This is a genomic window from Bradyrhizobium sp. sBnM-33, from assembly GCF_032917945.1.
Taxonomy (GTDB): Bacteria; Pseudomonadota; Alphaproteobacteria; order Rhizobiales; family Xanthobacteraceae; genus Bradyrhizobium.
The window spans coordinates 5,173,372-5,187,825 of the sequence record NZ_CP136624.1 but is presented as its reverse complement, the minus strand read 5'-3'; the positions used below and the strand labels follow the sequence as shown (position 1 = coordinate 5,187,825).

General features: G+C 62.5%; 13 protein-coding genes. 1 reads left to right on the top strand and 12 read right to left on the bottom strand.

All coding sequences use genetic code 11. The features are described 5' to 3' along the window. Nucleotides 1-158 precede the first annotated feature (158 nt). A complete protein-coding gene (gene gltA / locus RX328_RS24215) occupies nt 159-1,463 on the top strand; it encodes a citrate synthase (RefSeq protein ID WP_213250298.1) in 1,305 nt (434 codons plus the stop codon). 288 nt (nt 1,464-1,751) lie between these two features. Here gltA and lpxB read toward each other — a convergent pair whose 3' ends face one another. From lpxB to RX328_RS24155, 12 genes are all read right to left on the bottom strand, one after another. Next, nucleotides 1,752-2,915, bottom strand: a complete 1,164-nt coding sequence (lpxB, locus tag RX328_RS24210) for a lipid-A-disaccharide synthase (RefSeq protein ID WP_213250545.1) — start codon at nt 2,913-2,915, stop codon at nt 1,752-1,754. A gap of 23 nt (nt 2,916-2,938) precedes the next feature. Then, nucleotides 2,939-3,796, bottom strand: coding sequence for an LpxI family protein (locus RX328_RS24205; RefSeq protein ID WP_213250301.1), 858 nt, complete (start codon nt 3,794-3,796; stop codon nt 2,939-2,941). 19 nt (nt 3,797-3,815) lie between these two features. Next, entirely contained in the window at nt 3,816-4,619 is an 804-nt protein-coding gene (gene lpxA, locus RX328_RS24200) for an acyl-ACP--UDP-N-acetylglucosamine O-acyltransferase (protein WP_213250303.1), read from the bottom strand. Between the two features lie 168 nt (nt 4,620-4,787). Beyond that, nucleotides 4,788-5,141 (bottom strand): hypothetical protein, encoded by a 354-nt coding sequence (locus RX328_RS24195; RefSeq protein WP_213250306.1) that lies wholly within the window; start codon nt 5,139-5,141, stop codon nt 4,788-4,790. A gap of 126 nt (nt 5,142-5,267) precedes the next feature. Further along, nucleotides 5,268-5,903 carry a histidine phosphatase family protein gene (locus tag RX328_RS24190; protein ID WP_312017984.1) on the bottom strand — a complete coding sequence of 212 codons (636 nt, stop codon included), beginning with the start codon at nt 5,901-5,903 and terminating at the stop codon, nt 5,268-5,270. Nucleotides 5,904-6,048: 145 nt separating this feature from the next. Further along, entirely contained in the window at nt 6,049-6,507 is a 459-nt protein-coding gene (gene fabZ / locus RX328_RS24185; RefSeq protein WP_028345839.1) for a 3-hydroxyacyl-ACP dehydratase FabZ, read from the bottom strand. Continuing rightward, entirely contained in the window at nt 6,507-7,574 is a 1,068-nt protein-coding gene (gene lpxD / locus RX328_RS24180; RefSeq protein ID WP_213250308.1) for a UDP-3-O-(3-hydroxymyristoyl)glucosamine N-acyltransferase, read from the bottom strand. The genes fabZ and lpxD overlap by 1 nt, the downstream gene beginning before the upstream one ends. Before the next feature lie 126 nt (nt 7,575-7,700). Next, on the bottom strand, nt 7,701-10,229 hold the full coding sequence (gene bamA, locus RX328_RS24175) for an outer membrane protein assembly factor BamA (protein WP_213250311.1): 2,529 nt from the start codon (nt 10,227-10,229) through the stop codon (nt 7,701-7,703). A gap of 173 nt (nt 10,230-10,402) precedes the next feature. Beyond that, on the bottom strand, nt 10,403-11,578 hold the full coding sequence (gene rseP, locus RX328_RS24170) for an RIP metalloprotease RseP (RefSeq protein ID WP_213250313.1): 1,176 nt from the start codon (nt 11,576-11,578) through the stop codon (nt 10,403-10,405). Between the two features lie 43 nt (nt 11,579-11,621). Next, nucleotides 11,622-12,845: a 1-deoxy-D-xylulose-5-phosphate reductoisomerase gene (gene dxr / locus RX328_RS24165; RefSeq protein ID WP_213250316.1), complete on the bottom strand. Its 1,224-nt coding sequence runs from the start codon at nt 12,843-12,845 to the stop codon at nt 11,622-11,624. A 4-nt stretch (nt 12,846-12,849) separates the two neighbouring features. Beyond that, the gene (locus RX328_RS24160; RefSeq protein WP_249726281.1) at nt 12,850-13,638 is read right to left on the bottom strand and encodes a phosphatidate cytidylyltransferase; all 789 of its coding nucleotides are present in this window, start codon (nt 13,636-13,638) and stop codon (nt 12,850-12,852) included. 56 nt (nt 13,639-13,694) lie between these two features. Then, entirely contained in the window at nt 13,695-14,450 is a 756-nt protein-coding gene (locus tag RX328_RS24155; protein ID WP_213250322.1) for an isoprenyl transferase, read from the bottom strand. Between the last annotated feature and the right edge of the window lie 4 nt (nt 14,451-14,454).

Below are 14,454 nucleotides of genomic sequence, written 5' to 3'. Positions count from 1 at the left end.
GGCCCTACCATATGCGGGGCTGCGGCCATCTTGCAGTGCACAGGGCAATAAGCTACGCCTTTGGCGCCGCTTCTAGACATCCGGCCTCCCTGTCCGTGCACTGAAAATGGCACCGGGGTCAGGCACGGTTTTCGTAACGATTTCATCGGGGATTCACGATGGACGCAAAATCCAGCAATAAGACTGCCACGCTCACCGTAGGTAACAAGACCTACGATTTCCCGATCCTCAGCGGCACGGTGGGGCCAGATGTCATCGACATCGCCAAGCTCTACGCCCAGGCGGGGATGTTCACCTACGACCCCGGTTTCACCTCCACCGGAAGCTGCCAGTCGAAGATCACCTATATCGACGGCGACGCTGGTGTGCTGGAATACCGCGGCTACCCGATCGAGCAGCTCGCCGAGAAGGGCGACTTCCTCGAAACCTGTTACCTTCTGCTCTACGGCGAGCTTCCGACCAAGGCCCAGAAGCAGGATTTCGATCACCGCGTGATCCATCACACCATGGTTCACGAGCAGATGGCCCGCTTCTTCCAGGGCTTCCGCCGCGACGCCCATCCGATGGCGATCATGGTCGCCGCCGTAGGCGCGCTCGCCGCGTTCTATCACGATAGCACCGACATCAACGATCCGCGTCAGCGCATGATCGCCTCGATGCGGATGATCGCGAAAGTGCCGACGCTGGCCGCGATGGCCTACAAATACACCGTCGGCCAGCCCTTCATGTATCCGAAGAACTCGCTCTCCTTTGCCGAGAACTTCCTGCACATGTGCTTTGCGGTGCCGTGCGAGGACTACAAGATCAATCCGGTGCTGGCTGACGCGCTCGACAAGATCTTCATCCTGCACGCCGACCACGAGCAGAACGCCTCGACCTCGACGGTCCGTATCGCCGGCTCGTCCGGCGCTAACCCGTTCGCCTGTATCGCCGCCGGCATCGCCTGCCTGTGGGGCCCGGCGCATGGCGGCGCCAACGAAGCGGCGCTGGCGATGCTCGCGGAGATTGGTTCTGTCGACAAGATTCCGGAATTCATCGCGAAGGTGAAGGACAAGAACAGCGAAGTTCGCCTGATGGGTTTTGGCCACCGCGTCTACAAGAACTACGACCCGCGCGCCAAGATCATGCAGAAGATGTGTCACGCAGTGCTGGCCGAGACCGGACACGGCGACGACCCGATGCTGAAGGTGGCGCTGGAATTGGAAAAGATCGCGCTCAACGATCAGTACTTCATCGACCGCAAGCTCTACCCGAACGTCGACTTCTATTCAGGCATCACGCTGAAGGCGATGGGCTTCCCGACTTCGATGTTCACCGTGCTGTTCGCGGTCGCTCGCACCGTCGGCTGGATCAGCCAGTGGAGCGAGATGATCGAGGATCCGCAGCAGAAGATCGGCCGTCCGCGCCAGCTCTACACCGGCGTCGCGCGCCGCGACTATGTGCCTATGGACAAGCGGAAGTAAGCGACGTCGCTTACGACATTCGGAAAGCCGGATGCGATCACCGCATCCGGCTTTTCTGCTTTTGACCGCAGCAACCAATCCTCATGGTGAGGAGGCGCGCAGCGCCGTCTCGAACCATGAGGCCCCGCTGGTGCCCTTCATCCTTCGAGACGCCGCTGCGCGGCTCCTCAGGATGAGGTCTGATACTTCGTAAGGTGCGCAAAGGCGTTGCGCCGCCGCCCACCATTCATTCGGCAACGCTACATGTTGTGGGCATGCTTCGCTTTGCCCACCCTACCGGCTACATTCCTATCCCCGTCGCGCCTTGTACATCGTCGCCAGCACGATATCGGCGGCACGCGCGCTGGGCTGCTGGTTGCCGGTCGACATGATGCCGTCGATCTTGCCGAAGGCCTCGAGTTGCTTCCGCCGCAGCTCGCTGTCGCCCAACACCTCGCGCAGCGCCGCTGCGAGTTTCTCCGGTGTGCAGTTCTCCTGGAGGAATTCCGGCACGACATTCTCGCCGATCACGAGATTGGCCAAGATCACCGAGTTCACCTTGATCGCCCGCCGCAAGATCCAGGCTTCCACGGCACCGGTCCGGTAGGCCGTCACCATCGGCACGCCAGCCAATGCCAATTCGAGCGTCACGGTACCGGATTTGGCGAGCGCTGCATGCGCGATCCGGAACGCCGCGCGCTTCTCCTGCTCGCCGATGACGACCTGGGGCTGCACAGGCCAGCCCTTCACCGCGTCCACGATCGCCTCCTGCAGATGCGGCATGGTCGGCAGCACCAGTTCGAACGGCGTTCCCTGCTCCTGCAGCAGTCCCACCGCCTGGCCGAATACTGTCATGTGGTGACGAATTTCGCTGCGGCGGCTTCCCGGCAGCACCAACAGCACCGGCGGCGATTCCGCCCGCCGCTTCGCCTCATCGGCATTCGGGCGCAGCGATGACAATTGCTCCGTCAGGGGGTGACCGACATAGGTGCAGGGAGGGCCGTGCAGCCTGCGATAGGCTTCGGGCTCGAACGGCAGCAGCGCCAGCACGTGATCGACATATTTTCGCATCGCGCGCGCCCGGCCGGGCCGCCACGCCCATACCGAGGGCGACACATAATCGACGATCGGAATTTTGGGATCCTTGGCGCGCACGCGCCTGGCGACGCGATGGGTAAAGTCGGGGCTATCGATGATGACAAGAATATCCGGCGACGCCTCCGTCACCACGATGGCCGTTTCCTTGATCAGCCCGAGGATCTTCGGCAATTCCCTGACGACCGCGGCCAGCCCGATGATCGAGAGTTCTTCGATCGGAAACAGCGACTCCAGGCCTTCGCGTGCCATTGCCCGGCCGCCGACGCCCTCGAACTGTACCGCATCGCCAAGGCGCTGGCGCAGCACTTTCATCAAGCTGGCGCCGAGGCGATCGCCGGATTCTTCCGTCGCGATCAGAAATATCCTCCGCTCCATCCCGGCGGTCGCGCGAGGCGGCGTCACGCGGGCAAGCCCTGGATGAACAGGCCGGCGCGATCAGCGGCCTCGATCATGGCTTGTGAATCCGCGGCAATCGTATGGCCGGCGATCACGGCAATGCCAGCGAGCCCGGCTTTTGCCACGCCGTCGATGGTTTTTGCGCCCACGGTCGGCAGGTCGAAGCGCAAATCCTGCCCGCTCTTCGGCGCCTTCACCAGCACGCCGCGGCCGGATTTGGCGCGAATGCGCCCCGCCTCACGCAGCCTCGCCACGCGCGCCAGCAGCCCGTCGGTGCCCTCGATATCCTCGACCGCGACCACATGCCCGTCGATCACGACCACGGCCTGGCCGATGTCGAACGGGCCGAGCGCGCCGAGCACCTCCCGCCCCCTGGCAATATCGGCGGCGGCGGCGGCATCCGGCGTGGCACGGGCAATCTGCCCCTCCGGCATCAGAACGTCGGGGGCGACATCCCTGATGCCGACCATCCGGAAACCGTCCTGTTCGAGGATGCGGCCGATCCCCGACAACAGATGATCGTCACCGCCGCGAAACGCCGCCCAGACGCGGCCGAGGACGCGGATCGTGCCCCAGTCCAGTCTGATCTCCGACAGCGCGGGCCGCAGCAGCGTGCCGATGAAGATCAGGTCGCGGCAGCCCTCGCTGCGGAACAGTTTTGTCGCACGGCCGAGTTGTCCGACCGAGATCCAGTGATGGCGGAAGCGGCCGACGCGATCCGGGTCGCAGGCGCCGCGGAGCGCGAACAGCACCGGCGACAATCCCCGTGCGGCAAGGGAATCCGCCACCGCGAACGGCATCGCGCCGCCGCCTGCGATGACGCCGACCGGCGATGAAATGTCGGAAGCCGCTGAGATCATGGCTGCGGCGACCCCGTCATCAAGGTTTGTTGCCGTCGCCGGCGGGCAGGCAGAGCGCGCGATGCTTGCCGTCGCCGATGAAGGCGAGGATTTCGGCGATCGCCGGATCCTCTCCGGCCAACGGTTGCACCGCGTCCAGCCGCTCCGCAAAAATACCGGGCCCGTGAAACAGCTTTTGGTAGAACGAGCGCACCTTGGCGAGCCGCTCCTTGGTGAACTTGCGGCGCTTCATGCCGATAATGTTCAGCCCTTCGAGGTTGGCATATTGGCCGTTGACGAGGCCAAATGGAATGACGTCGCCGCGCACGCCGCAGACACCGCCGACCATCACCTGCGGCCCGATCCGCGTGAACTGATGCACGGCAGACAGCCCGCCGATGAAGACGAAATCGCCGATCTCGCAATGACCGCCGAGCGTCGCCGAAGTGGCGAAAATCACGTCATTGCCGACCTGGCAATCATGTCCGACATGGCTGCAATTCATGAAGTAGCCGCGTTCGCCGACGCGCGTGACGCCACCGCCGGCGATCGTGCCAGCGTTCATGGTGACGGATTCGCGGATGATGCAGCCCGCTCCAATCTCGAGCCGGGTCAGTTCACCCTTGTAGCTCAGCGATTGCGGCGGCGTGCCGAGCGAGACGAACGGATAGATCGTGCAGCCATCGCCGATTGTGGTCTGTGCCGTGATGTGCACATGCGCGATCAGCTTGCAATTCGCCCCGATGACGACGTGCGGCCCGATGATGCAATAGGGACCGATTGTCGTCCCCTCGCCGATCACAGCGCCATGCTCAACCCGCGCGGTTGGATCGATCGTACCCATCAAGCAGCCCAGCCCATCGATTGCGCGCGAATATCTCGCGTTTTCCGGTGGTTAGCGCGGCATTTCAATGCTGTCTAGTGACGTATGATTACGTCATGTGTCGGGCGCGCAAGACCTGCGAGATCCATCCGCGGCTGCCCGATTCCCCGATCGAAGGCCGAGTCATCGCTAGGTCATGCTGCCGGGCAAAAAACAGCGGATCGTAATCCCGACCGTGCCCCACATCGGCCATACCATGGTCCGGCCGGCGCGATTTGGTTCAGTGATCACAGCATCGTCGGGGACGTCGATCCATTCGCCATGGAGCCGCACGCGGTAATGACCGTCCTTGGATTCCCAATCGACATCGGCAACGACAGAGCCATCAGCGTCGGAGCAACATGGCCCCTTTCCGCTCCTGAGGCTGTCGAACCACGACTTGAGCGGGGAGTTGGCGTAGCGACCGTCATCGCGGGCCACGGCATGTCCGCTGAGAACAATAGCTGTGCCTAGCAGTGCAACACCGACCCAGAGAAACTTCATGCGGCCATCCGGCAACAGATTCCCCACAGCATCTACAAAGCTGCTGGCCGGCTGAAGTTCCCTCGAGATGGCACAATTAGGTTACGCGGCTCGCCCAAAGTTGATGCACGGCCGAACGGCGTCCTGTTAGCTGCCGGCCAGTGCGATCCATTCGCCAGGCTGCACGCGCGCGATTAGGTGGGCCGGGCCCGAGCTACTGGTCTTGTAGACGAGCGCCTCGCCCTCGCGGATATCGGCAATTTCCTTTCCGAAGGCATCGGCGACGTTGGTCTTGTGCGTTACCGCCACGTTATTCAAGCCGGCTTTCGGAGGCGCATTGACGAGATCGCGGACGGCGCGCCCAATTTTGGCGTTCTTGCCGTCGGGGTTTGCCATCGCCGACGGACTGCCCGCGCCGCTGTCGGTCAGGGCGTCGACAGGAGACACGTCCTTGCCGCTGAGCAGCTTGCCGGTCTCGACCGCGCGGTTTAGCTGGCTGGTGTAGACCTCGCCGATCGGCACACCGAGTTTTGCGAGCGCAGCTCCAAGATCGCGCGCCAGCGTGCGGCCCTTCTCGCTCAGTTGGCGCTGCGCACTCATGTCGTCGAATTTGAAGGGGTAAATGTCCTTCTGGCTATCGTCGGTGGCACCGTGTCGAAACACGATGACGTAGCCGCCATCCTTGAGGGACGCGACAAGACCATTGAGATCTTCCGCGTAAGCTTGCGGCGGCATCAGCAGAAAAATGACCAAACACGAAATGATGGACGCAAACTTGTTCAAGGACGCCTCCGTTGAAAAGCATGGACCGAGGTCAGATCCGATCAGCAAATTTCGTCAATCGACCTCGAAAATGGATTCCACTACCAAGGATTGAACAAAGACATCAAGAACACGTCAGTTATGTGACGGACAAATTCAATCCCGCTCAATCCGTCAGCATTGCACCGACGTCGGCTTCCGCGACCACGGCACCATTCACCTTGGCGTCTCCGTGAAACCACCACATCGCCTTGCGGCGGCCGATCGAGCGCATGTGGTACTCGATGGTGTCGCCGGGCATCACCGGCTTGCGGAATTTGCACTTGTCGATCGTGAGGAAATAAACCGCGCGCGGCTTCTCGGTGCCCTCGACCGATTTGATTCCGATCACGCCGGCGGTCTGCGCCATGGCCTCGATCATCATCACGCCGGGATAGACCGGACGTTCGGGGAAATGGCCGAGAAACGGCGGCTCGTTGAAAGTAACGTTCTTGATGCCGATACCGCTGTAATCGGTCCGGATCTTGATCACCCGATCGATCAGCAGCATTGGATAACGGTGCGGGAGCGTCTTGAGGATCTCGTTGATATCCACGAGCTCAAACCTGACCGGTGCCTCCTCCATCACTCCCGCCCCTCACCTTTCGGATCGACGGTGCCACCCTGCGCCAGCCGCTCCACTGCAACAATCTCCCTGAACCACTGCTTGGTCGGTTTGGCAAAATGACCGCCCCAGCGGCCATTCGGCGGAATGTCGTCCTTGACCGCGCTCATCGCCGTGACCTGGGCGCCATCGCCGATCTTTAGGTGGTTGTTGATGCCCACCTTGGCGCCCAGCGCTACGTTGTCACCGATCGTCAGGCTGCCCGCGAGCCCGATCTGGGCCGCCAGCAGGCAGTGCCTGCCGATCGTCACATTGTGGCCGATCTGGACCTGATTGTCGATTTTGGTGCCCTCGCCGATCACCGTATCCCGCAGGCTGCCGCGGTCGATGCAGGTGCCGGCGCCGATTTCGACATCGTTTTGGATCAGGACGCGGCCGGTCTGGGGCACCTTCAGATGGCCCTCCGGGCCGAAGAAAATGAAGCCATAACCGTCCTGCCCGATGCTGCAGGCGGGATGGACCAGGACGTTGTTGCCGATCAGGGCGAACTGGATCGCGCTGCGCGCACCGACATTGCATTCGCGGCCGATTTTGACGTCGGCGCCGATCACCGCGCCGGCACCGATTACGGTGCCAGTGCCGATCTCGACCCGCGGGCCGATCACCGCGAGCGGATCGACGATGACGCCGTCCTCGAGATGGGCGGACGGGTCGATGATCGCCGATGGCGCGATGCCGTCATTGTCGAACCAGGATTGCGGGCGGAGCGCATCGGCGTGCCACTCGCGTGCCAGCTTCACGAAGGCGCGGAACGGCTGGGCAGCCCGCAGCACCGCCACATGGGCGGGCACCTGGGCCTCGAAACGCGGGCTGACCAGACAAGCGCCGGCTTTGGTGGCCTTAAGCTGATCGGCGTATTTGAGGTTGTCGAAAAACGCCAGATGCATCGGACCGGCCTCGTCGAGCGAAGCAAGGCCCCTGATCACATGATCGTCCCGCGCGGGGTCAACCAATAGAGCTCCCGTCAACGCGGCCAGCTCGGCCAGCGTCGAGGAAGGAGGTTGCTTGAAGAATATCGGCTGCGCCATTTCACCCGTCGCAGTCCGGCCGCTATTCACACCAGAGGGCCGGCTCCGAAGGAATGGAGCCGAACCCTCCTCTTGTTCCCTGGTGTTCTCGTCACGCGGACCTTAGTCCGTTTCGCTTCAAGAACCCTAGAACGATGTGCCACCGCCAAACTTGAATTCCTGCACGCGGTCAAACTGACCCTTCGTAAGCGGAACCGCATAGTCGAAGCGCAGCGGACCGAAGGGCGAGGCCCAGATGATACCGACACCCACCGAGGTACGAACCACATTGCCGTTGTCGTACTGCAATCCCAAACAGGTCCCGGGATTGGGCCCAGTCGTCGCCGTCGCCTGCGTCGGCGGGACACAGCCAGGCACATTGACCTCGCCCGTTGCCGCCCACGACGTCGGACCCTTGTAGTCGAACAGTCCGCCGGCGTCGGCATAGACTGAGCCCTTGAGCCCAACTTCCTTCGGCAGGAACCAGAACGGCATCTGCAATTCGAACGAAGCGCCCCAATACTTAGTGCCGCCGAGCGCGTCGCGCGTGCCGAACGGATTGAGATCGCGCGGACCGATGCCGTTCGGCGCAAAACCACGAACGAGGTTCGGGCCCATCTGGAAGTGATCGAGCATCCGCAGCTCGCTGCCGCCGAACTGGTTGAGAATACCGCCCTGGAGATGGATCAGGCCGACGATATCGGCGACCAGCGGGGTGTAGTACTTCGCATCGATCGCCGACTTGATGTAGCTCACGTCGCCGCCAACACCGGCAAAGTCCTGCTTCCAGTCGATCAGTAAGCCATCGGTCGGGTTCTTGTTATTGTCCAGCGTGTTGTAGTTCAGCGAATAGCCGACCGACGAGGTCAGCGTCTTGCCGCTCTGCAGTTCCTTGCGAACCGGCAGCGAAGCTTCACCGTCGAAGTAACATCCGAGACCGCTTGTGGATGTCAGGTCGATGCCGTTCAAGTTCGCAAAGGCCGGGCTTGGGTTGAAGGCGAGCAACGAGTTCGCCGGGTTATTGTTACAGTTCGCAAGCTGGTTCGGCAGCGAGATTTCCTGCTGATAGATCGAGTAGCGCAACTGAAGCGCGAGATCTTCTCGCAAGGTGAAGCCAAGCCGCGGGCTGAAGCCGAGCGTCTTGGTGCCATAGGCGATGTAGCTGTTGGCCAATTGCTCGCGGTAAAACAGATCGAGGCCGAGCGCAACGCGATAGTCCAGCAAATAGGGGTCGACGAACGACAGCGAGCCGCCGCGCGCGTACTGACCGTAGGTCACGGCAGCCTTCGCATACAGGCCGCGGCCGAGGAAGTTGCGCTCGGAGATACTGACCTCGGCCAGTGCGCCGTCCGTGGTCGAATAGCCGCCCGACACCGAGAAGTCGCCGGTCGATTTTTCTTCGAGATCGACGATCAGGATCACGCGATCGGTCGACGAGCCGGGCTCGGCGACGATTTTCACGCTCTTGAAGAAGTCCAGGTTCTTCAGCCGGCGCTCGGCGCGATCGACCAGGGCGCGGTTGTAGGCGTCGCCTTCGGACAGGTCGAACTCGCGGCGGATCACGTAGTCGCGGGTACGGGTGTTACCGCGGACGTTGATGCGCTCGATATAGGTGCGCGGGCCTTCGTCGACGGCGAACACGATCGAAACGGTATGCTGCTCGAAATTGCGATCGCCGCGCGGACGCACCACGGCGAAGGCATAGCCGCGCCGTGAAGCCTCGATCTGCATTTCCTCGACGGATTTCTCCAGTGCCTCGGCATTGTAAACCGAGCCGACGCTGACGCGCGAGAAGCTGCGCATCGAGGCGGCATCGAGGGTCGGGATCGAAGTCTGGAAATCGACGGAAGCAACGCGATATTGCTGCCCCTCATCGATCTTGAAGGTGACGAGGAAGCCCTTCTTGTCGGGGTCATACTCGGTCAGCGCGGCGACCACCTGCACGTCGGCGTAACCGTTCTTGAGGTAGAAGCGGCGAATCAGGTCGCGGTCGGCCTCGACCCGGTCGGGATCGTAGACGTCGGCGCCGCCGAGGAAGCTCAGAAGGTTCGATTCGCGCGTCTTGATGACGTCCTTCAGCCGATAGGACGAATAGGCGACGTTGCCGATGAACTCGATCGACTTGACGCCGGTCTTGCTGCCTTCGGTGATCGTGAAGATCAGATCGACGCGGTTGTTCGGCTGCTCGATGATTTCCGGAGTGACGCGCACGTCATAGCGGCCGGAGCGCCGGTAGATTTCGGCAATGCGCTGGGCGTCCGACTGAACCATCGGGCGCGAGAAAGTACCGCGCGGCTTGGACTGGATTTCAGCCGAAAGCTGCTCGTCCTTGACCTTCTTGTTGCCTTCGAAGGCAATGCGCCCGATCACGGCGTTTTCGACGACCGTCACGACCAGCCGGCCGCCGACCTGGTTGATTCGCACGTCCTGGAACAAGCCGGTCTCGATCAGCGCCTTTAGGCCGTCGTCGATCTGGGCCTGCCCGAGGCGGCCGCCGGGGCCCGGCTTGAAGTAGGAGCGAATGGTCTCGACCTCGACGCGCCGGTTCCCTTCGACCGTGATTGACGCAGCGGTCTGGGCCGCAGCCGGCACAGAGATCAGCGCGCCCCCCATCGGCGCGGCAACCATGATCAGAGCGGCCAGCAAGCCCCCCCGCACTCGCATTCCAAACATCATCCGCAACGCGCCCTCGTCATTGCAATGCCGGCCCGTACCCCTACGAACCGGCAGATTCCCAAAGTTGCATTGCTTGTAGCCAATTTCGACAGGGCGGCAAACCAGACATCGCGATGCGATTCCATTTTCATTCCAAGACGTTGCCAATGGGCAACGCCATAAAAAAGCCGCTTCTACGATCTCCCGAACAGCCCCTTCAACCACGGCACCTGATGGAAGTCGTTGTAGAAGGCGAACACCATCAGCATCAGCACCAAAACCAGCCCGACTCGGAACCCGTATTCTTGGGATTTTTCCGACAATGGACGCCCGCGGAGCACCTCGGCCGTGTAGAACATAAGGTGACCGCCGTCGAGCAAGGGCACCGGGAACAAATTCAATAGCCCGATCGAAATGGACAGCACCGCCGCCAGATGCAGCAGCGGGATGATTCCCAAGGTAGCCACCTGCCCCGAAATCTGCGCGATCCGAATCGGCCCACCGATCTGGTCCGCACTTGCCCGGCCGGTAAAAATGTTCCCGATATAGGCGAGCGTCTGCTCGATGACGAACCAGGTTTCCTTGATTCCCAGCCAAAGTGCGGTGGCCGGATTGACCTTCTCCGTGGTGACTTCGCCAGGCGTTGTCGCACGGGTAATGCCGAGAATTCCGAGCCGCTGGGTATTGCCGAACGGATCCTTCACTTCACGCAGTTCCGGCGTGCCATTCAATTGCAGCGTGGAATCACCGCGCTTGACGGTGAAAGTCATGGTCTCGCCGGCGCGAACGCTCACGAAGCGCTGCATGTCGGAGAAGCTGCCGATCGTCTTGCCGTCGATGGCGGTGACGATGTCGCCGACCTGAAAGCCCGCCCGCTCGGCAGCGCTGCTGGCTTCGATCTTGTCGACGCGTGCCGTCGTGCTCGGCTTGCCGAAGAAAGTGAAGAGACAGGTGAAAATGACGATCGCCAGAATGAAATTCGCAAGCGGACCGGCGGCCACGATGGCTGCGCGCGCGCCGACCTTCTTGTGATGGAAACTGCCCGCGCGCTCTTCCTCGCTCATGCGAGCGAGCGATTCGGCCGAGGCCGGCGTCGAGGCTTCCGATTCGTCGCCGAAGAACTTCACATAACCGCCGAGCGGGATCGCGGAGATTTTCCATCGCGTGCCATGACGGTCGTTGAAGCCGGCAAGTTCCGGCCCGAAACCGAGCGAGAACGTCAATACCTTCACGCCCGCCCATCGGGCGACCAGGAAATGGCCGAGTTCATGGAAGAACACGACGATGGTCAGAACGAACAAAAAGGGAATGATGTAGCCGATGAGCCCGTGGCCCAACGTATTGAAACTATTTAGCAAAAGTTCTGACATCAGGTTCCCCTCGACAAGAGCCGATGGCTCCGTCCCCAACCCTCTAGGATGCCTTTAAGGCAATTTGAGGCAATAGGGAGGCAGCTCGATTTCGCGCATTATGGTCAACGGAAATGGCGTCGTCGGCCGAGCTCAAAGGCGCAAGGTTCCCGGCACGAATCCAGTCGTTGATGGTGGCTTCGACGAGGCGCGCGATCGACCCGAACTTGATCTTTCCGGCGATGAACGCCGCCACCGCCACCTCATTGGCAGCATTGAATACCGTGGTCGCGCCACGTCCTGTACGTAACGCCTCGTAGGCCAACCGCAAGCCCGGGAAGCGCTCGAAGTCCGGCGCCTCGAACGTGAGCTGGCCGATTTTTGCGAGGTCCAGCCTGGCTGACGGGCCGACGATTCGATCGGGCCATCCAAGGCAGTGCGCGATCGGGATGCGCATGTCGGGCGCGCCGAGCTGCGCAACCACAGAGCGATCGGAGAATTCGACCATGCCGTGGATGATCGACTGCGGATGCACGAGAACGTCGATCTCGTCGGCCGAGAGTGCAAACAGATAGGAAGCTTCGATGACTTCGAGGCCCTTGTTCATCATCGAGGCCGAATCAATAGTGATCTTCTGGCCCATGCTCCAGTTCGGATGCTTCAAGGCCTGCTCAAGCGTGGCCCGCTCGATGTCGGCCGGCGCCCAGGTGCGGAACGGGCCGCCGGATGCGGTGATGATCACGCGCACCAATTCCTCGCGATTGCCGGAAGAGAGCGCCTGAAACAGCGCGTTGTGTTCGGAATCCGCCGGAAGGATGCAGGCGCCGGCCTTCGCCGCGCGCTGCATGAAGAAATCGCCGGCACAAACCAGGCATTCCTTGTTCGCCAATGCGACGGCGGCGCCGCGGTCGACCGCAGCGAGCGCGGGCTTCAGCCCGGCCGCGCCGCTTACCGCCGCCATCACCCAGTCGGCGGGACGCGCCGCGGCCTCGATGATCGCGCTTTCGCCGGCGCCGCATTCGATGCCCGTGCCTGCCAGCGCATCCTTCAGTTCGGCAAGGCGCGCGGGGTCGGCGATCGCAGCGAATCGCACGCCAAATTCCTTCGCGAGCCTGGCCAGCGCTTCGACATTGGTATTCGCGGTCAGCGCCTCGACCTGATAGCGGTCGCGCGCGCCGCGCAGCAAATCCATCGTGCTGTCGCCGATGGAGCCGGTGGCGCCCAACACCGTAACAGTGCGCACATCCGATAAAGCGACCTTGTTGTTACGCAATGGAACTGCGCTCATCGTTTCACCAAACCATAAGACCGCGGCCGACGCCATCGGCGCCGCCCCGCAGAAAGCCGAAAAGTGCCGCCACGACGACGGCTGCGACAAACCCGTCCAGACGATCCATTAGTCCGCCATGGCCGGGAATGATGTGACTTGAGTCCTTTACGCCAAAACGGCGCTTCACGGCGGATTCGAAGAGGTCGCCGAGCTGCGAAGCCACCGAGAGGGTCGCCGAAAGCATCAATAGCGGCCCTATTCTGCCCAGATCGAACGCGGCAAATCCGCCTGCCACAGCCAGACTGGCGGCAAAACCGCCGACGGCGCCGGCCCAGGTCTTTTTCGGACTGACGCGCGGCCACAGTTTCGGTCCGCCAATACCGCGGCCCGCGAAATAGCCGCCACTATCGGTCACCCATACGATCAGCAGCACGAGCATCAGGGCGGCAAAACCCTTTACGGAATCCAAACGCACCAGCACCGAGGCAATCTCGGCCGCCGCCGCGTACAGAAATCCGGCTGCCGCCCAGTTTCGCCGTTCCGGCGCGATCGACACGACCGCGACAAAGCCGATGCCGAGTACGATCAGGGCGGCATCGAGCCGGCCGATCGCAAAGCAAACCCCGCCGAGCGCAAGCGCGGCCACGCCGGGGACGATCACACGCGTTGCCCCGGCGAGACCCACGATCGCGAGCCATTCGAAGAACAGACCGATGGCCGCCAGCGTCACCAGCGCGGCCCACAGCCAGCCGCCCGCATAGGCGATGGCGACCGCAAGCGGGATCAGCACCGCGGCGGCGGCGATACGCATCACGAGATTGCGCGAATCGGGCGCGCTTACTGCCGCCGGCGAGGGCTCGGGGTCCGTCACGATCCGGTTTTCGCGGCCAGACCGCCGAAACGGCGTTCCCGTCTGGCATATTCGGCAATCGCGCTTTCGAGCGCGGCCTTGTCGAAATCCGGCCAGTGGATCGGCACGAACACGAGCTCGCTATAGGCCGCCTGCCACATCAGGAAGTTCGACAGCCGCTGTTCGCCGCTGGTGCGGATGATCAGGTCGGGATCGGGAATCTCAGGCGCATCGAGATAGCGGCCGAGCGTATCGGCATCGATCGATGCGGGGTCACGCTTGCCCTCCGCGACTTCGCGCGCCAGCCGTTGGGCAGCGCCGGCGATTTCCTGGCGCGATCCGTAATTGAACGCGACCACGAGGTTGAGCTTGGTGTTGGCTCTCGTCAGTTCCTCGGCCTCGTTCAACAGCGTGCAGATATCGGGCTCCAGCCCCTCTCGTTCGCCGATCACGCGCACGCGCACGCCGTCGCGGTGCAGCGTCGCCAGATCATTGCGGATGAAGCGGCGAAGCAGACCGAAGAGATCGCCGATTTCGGTCGCCGGCCGCGACCAGTTTTCGGAGCTGAACGAAAAGATCGTCAGATAGAGCACGCCGAGTTCATGGGCTGCGCGAACGACGCGGCGCAGCGCCTCGACGCCGCGACGGTGGCCTTCGGTGCGCGGCAAGCCGCGGGCTGCCGCCCAGCGCCCGTTTCCGTCCATGATGATCGCCACATGCAACGGGACGGATCGATCCGGTCCTTCCGTGGCGGGGGCGGCGGCGTTCGGCATTATC

Coding starts and splice junctions, on each gene's coding strand:
- RX328_RS24160 (WP_249726281.1), bottom strand. CDS start 13,638: ATGCGTATCGCCGCCGCCGCGGTGCTGATCCCGCTTGCGGTCGCCATC.
- fabZ (WP_028345839.1), bottom strand. CDS start 6,507: ATGGAGGAGGCACCGGTCAGGTTTGAGCTCGTGGATATCAACGAGATC.
- bamA (WP_213250311.1), bottom strand. CDS start 10,229: ATGATGTTTGGAATGCGAGTGCGGGGGGGCTTGCTGGCCGCTCTGATC.
- gltA (WP_213250298.1), top strand. CDS start 159: ATGGACGCAAAATCCAGCAATAAGACTGCCACGCTCACCGTAGGTAAC.
- rseP (WP_213250313.1), bottom strand. CDS start 11,578: ATGTCAGAACTTTTGCTAAATAGTTTCAATACGTTGGGCCACGGGCTC.
- lpxB (WP_213250545.1), bottom strand. CDS start 2,915: ATGGAGCGGAGGATATTTCTGATCGCGACGGAAGAATCCGGCGATCGC.
- lpxA (WP_213250303.1), bottom strand. CDS start 4,619: ATGGGTACGATCGATCCAACCGCGCGGGTTGAGCATGGCGCTGTGATC.
- dxr (WP_213250316.1), bottom strand. CDS start 12,845: ATGAGCGCAGTTCCATTGCGTAACAACAAGGTCGCTTTATCGGATGTG.
- RX328_RS24205 (WP_213250301.1), bottom strand. CDS start 3,796: ATGATCTCAGCGGCTTCCGACATTTCATCGCCGGTCGGCGTCATCGCA.
- lpxD (WP_213250308.1), bottom strand. CDS start 7,574: ATGGCGCAGCCGATATTCTTCAAGCAACCTCCTTCCTCGACGCTGGCC.
- RX328_RS24195 (WP_213250306.1), bottom strand. CDS start 5,141: ATGAAGTTTCTCTGGGTCGGTGTTGCACTGCTAGGCACAGCTATTGTT.
- RX328_RS24155 (WP_213250322.1), bottom strand. CDS start 14,450: ATGCCGAACGCCGCCGCCCCCGCCACGGAAGGACCGGATCGATCCGTC.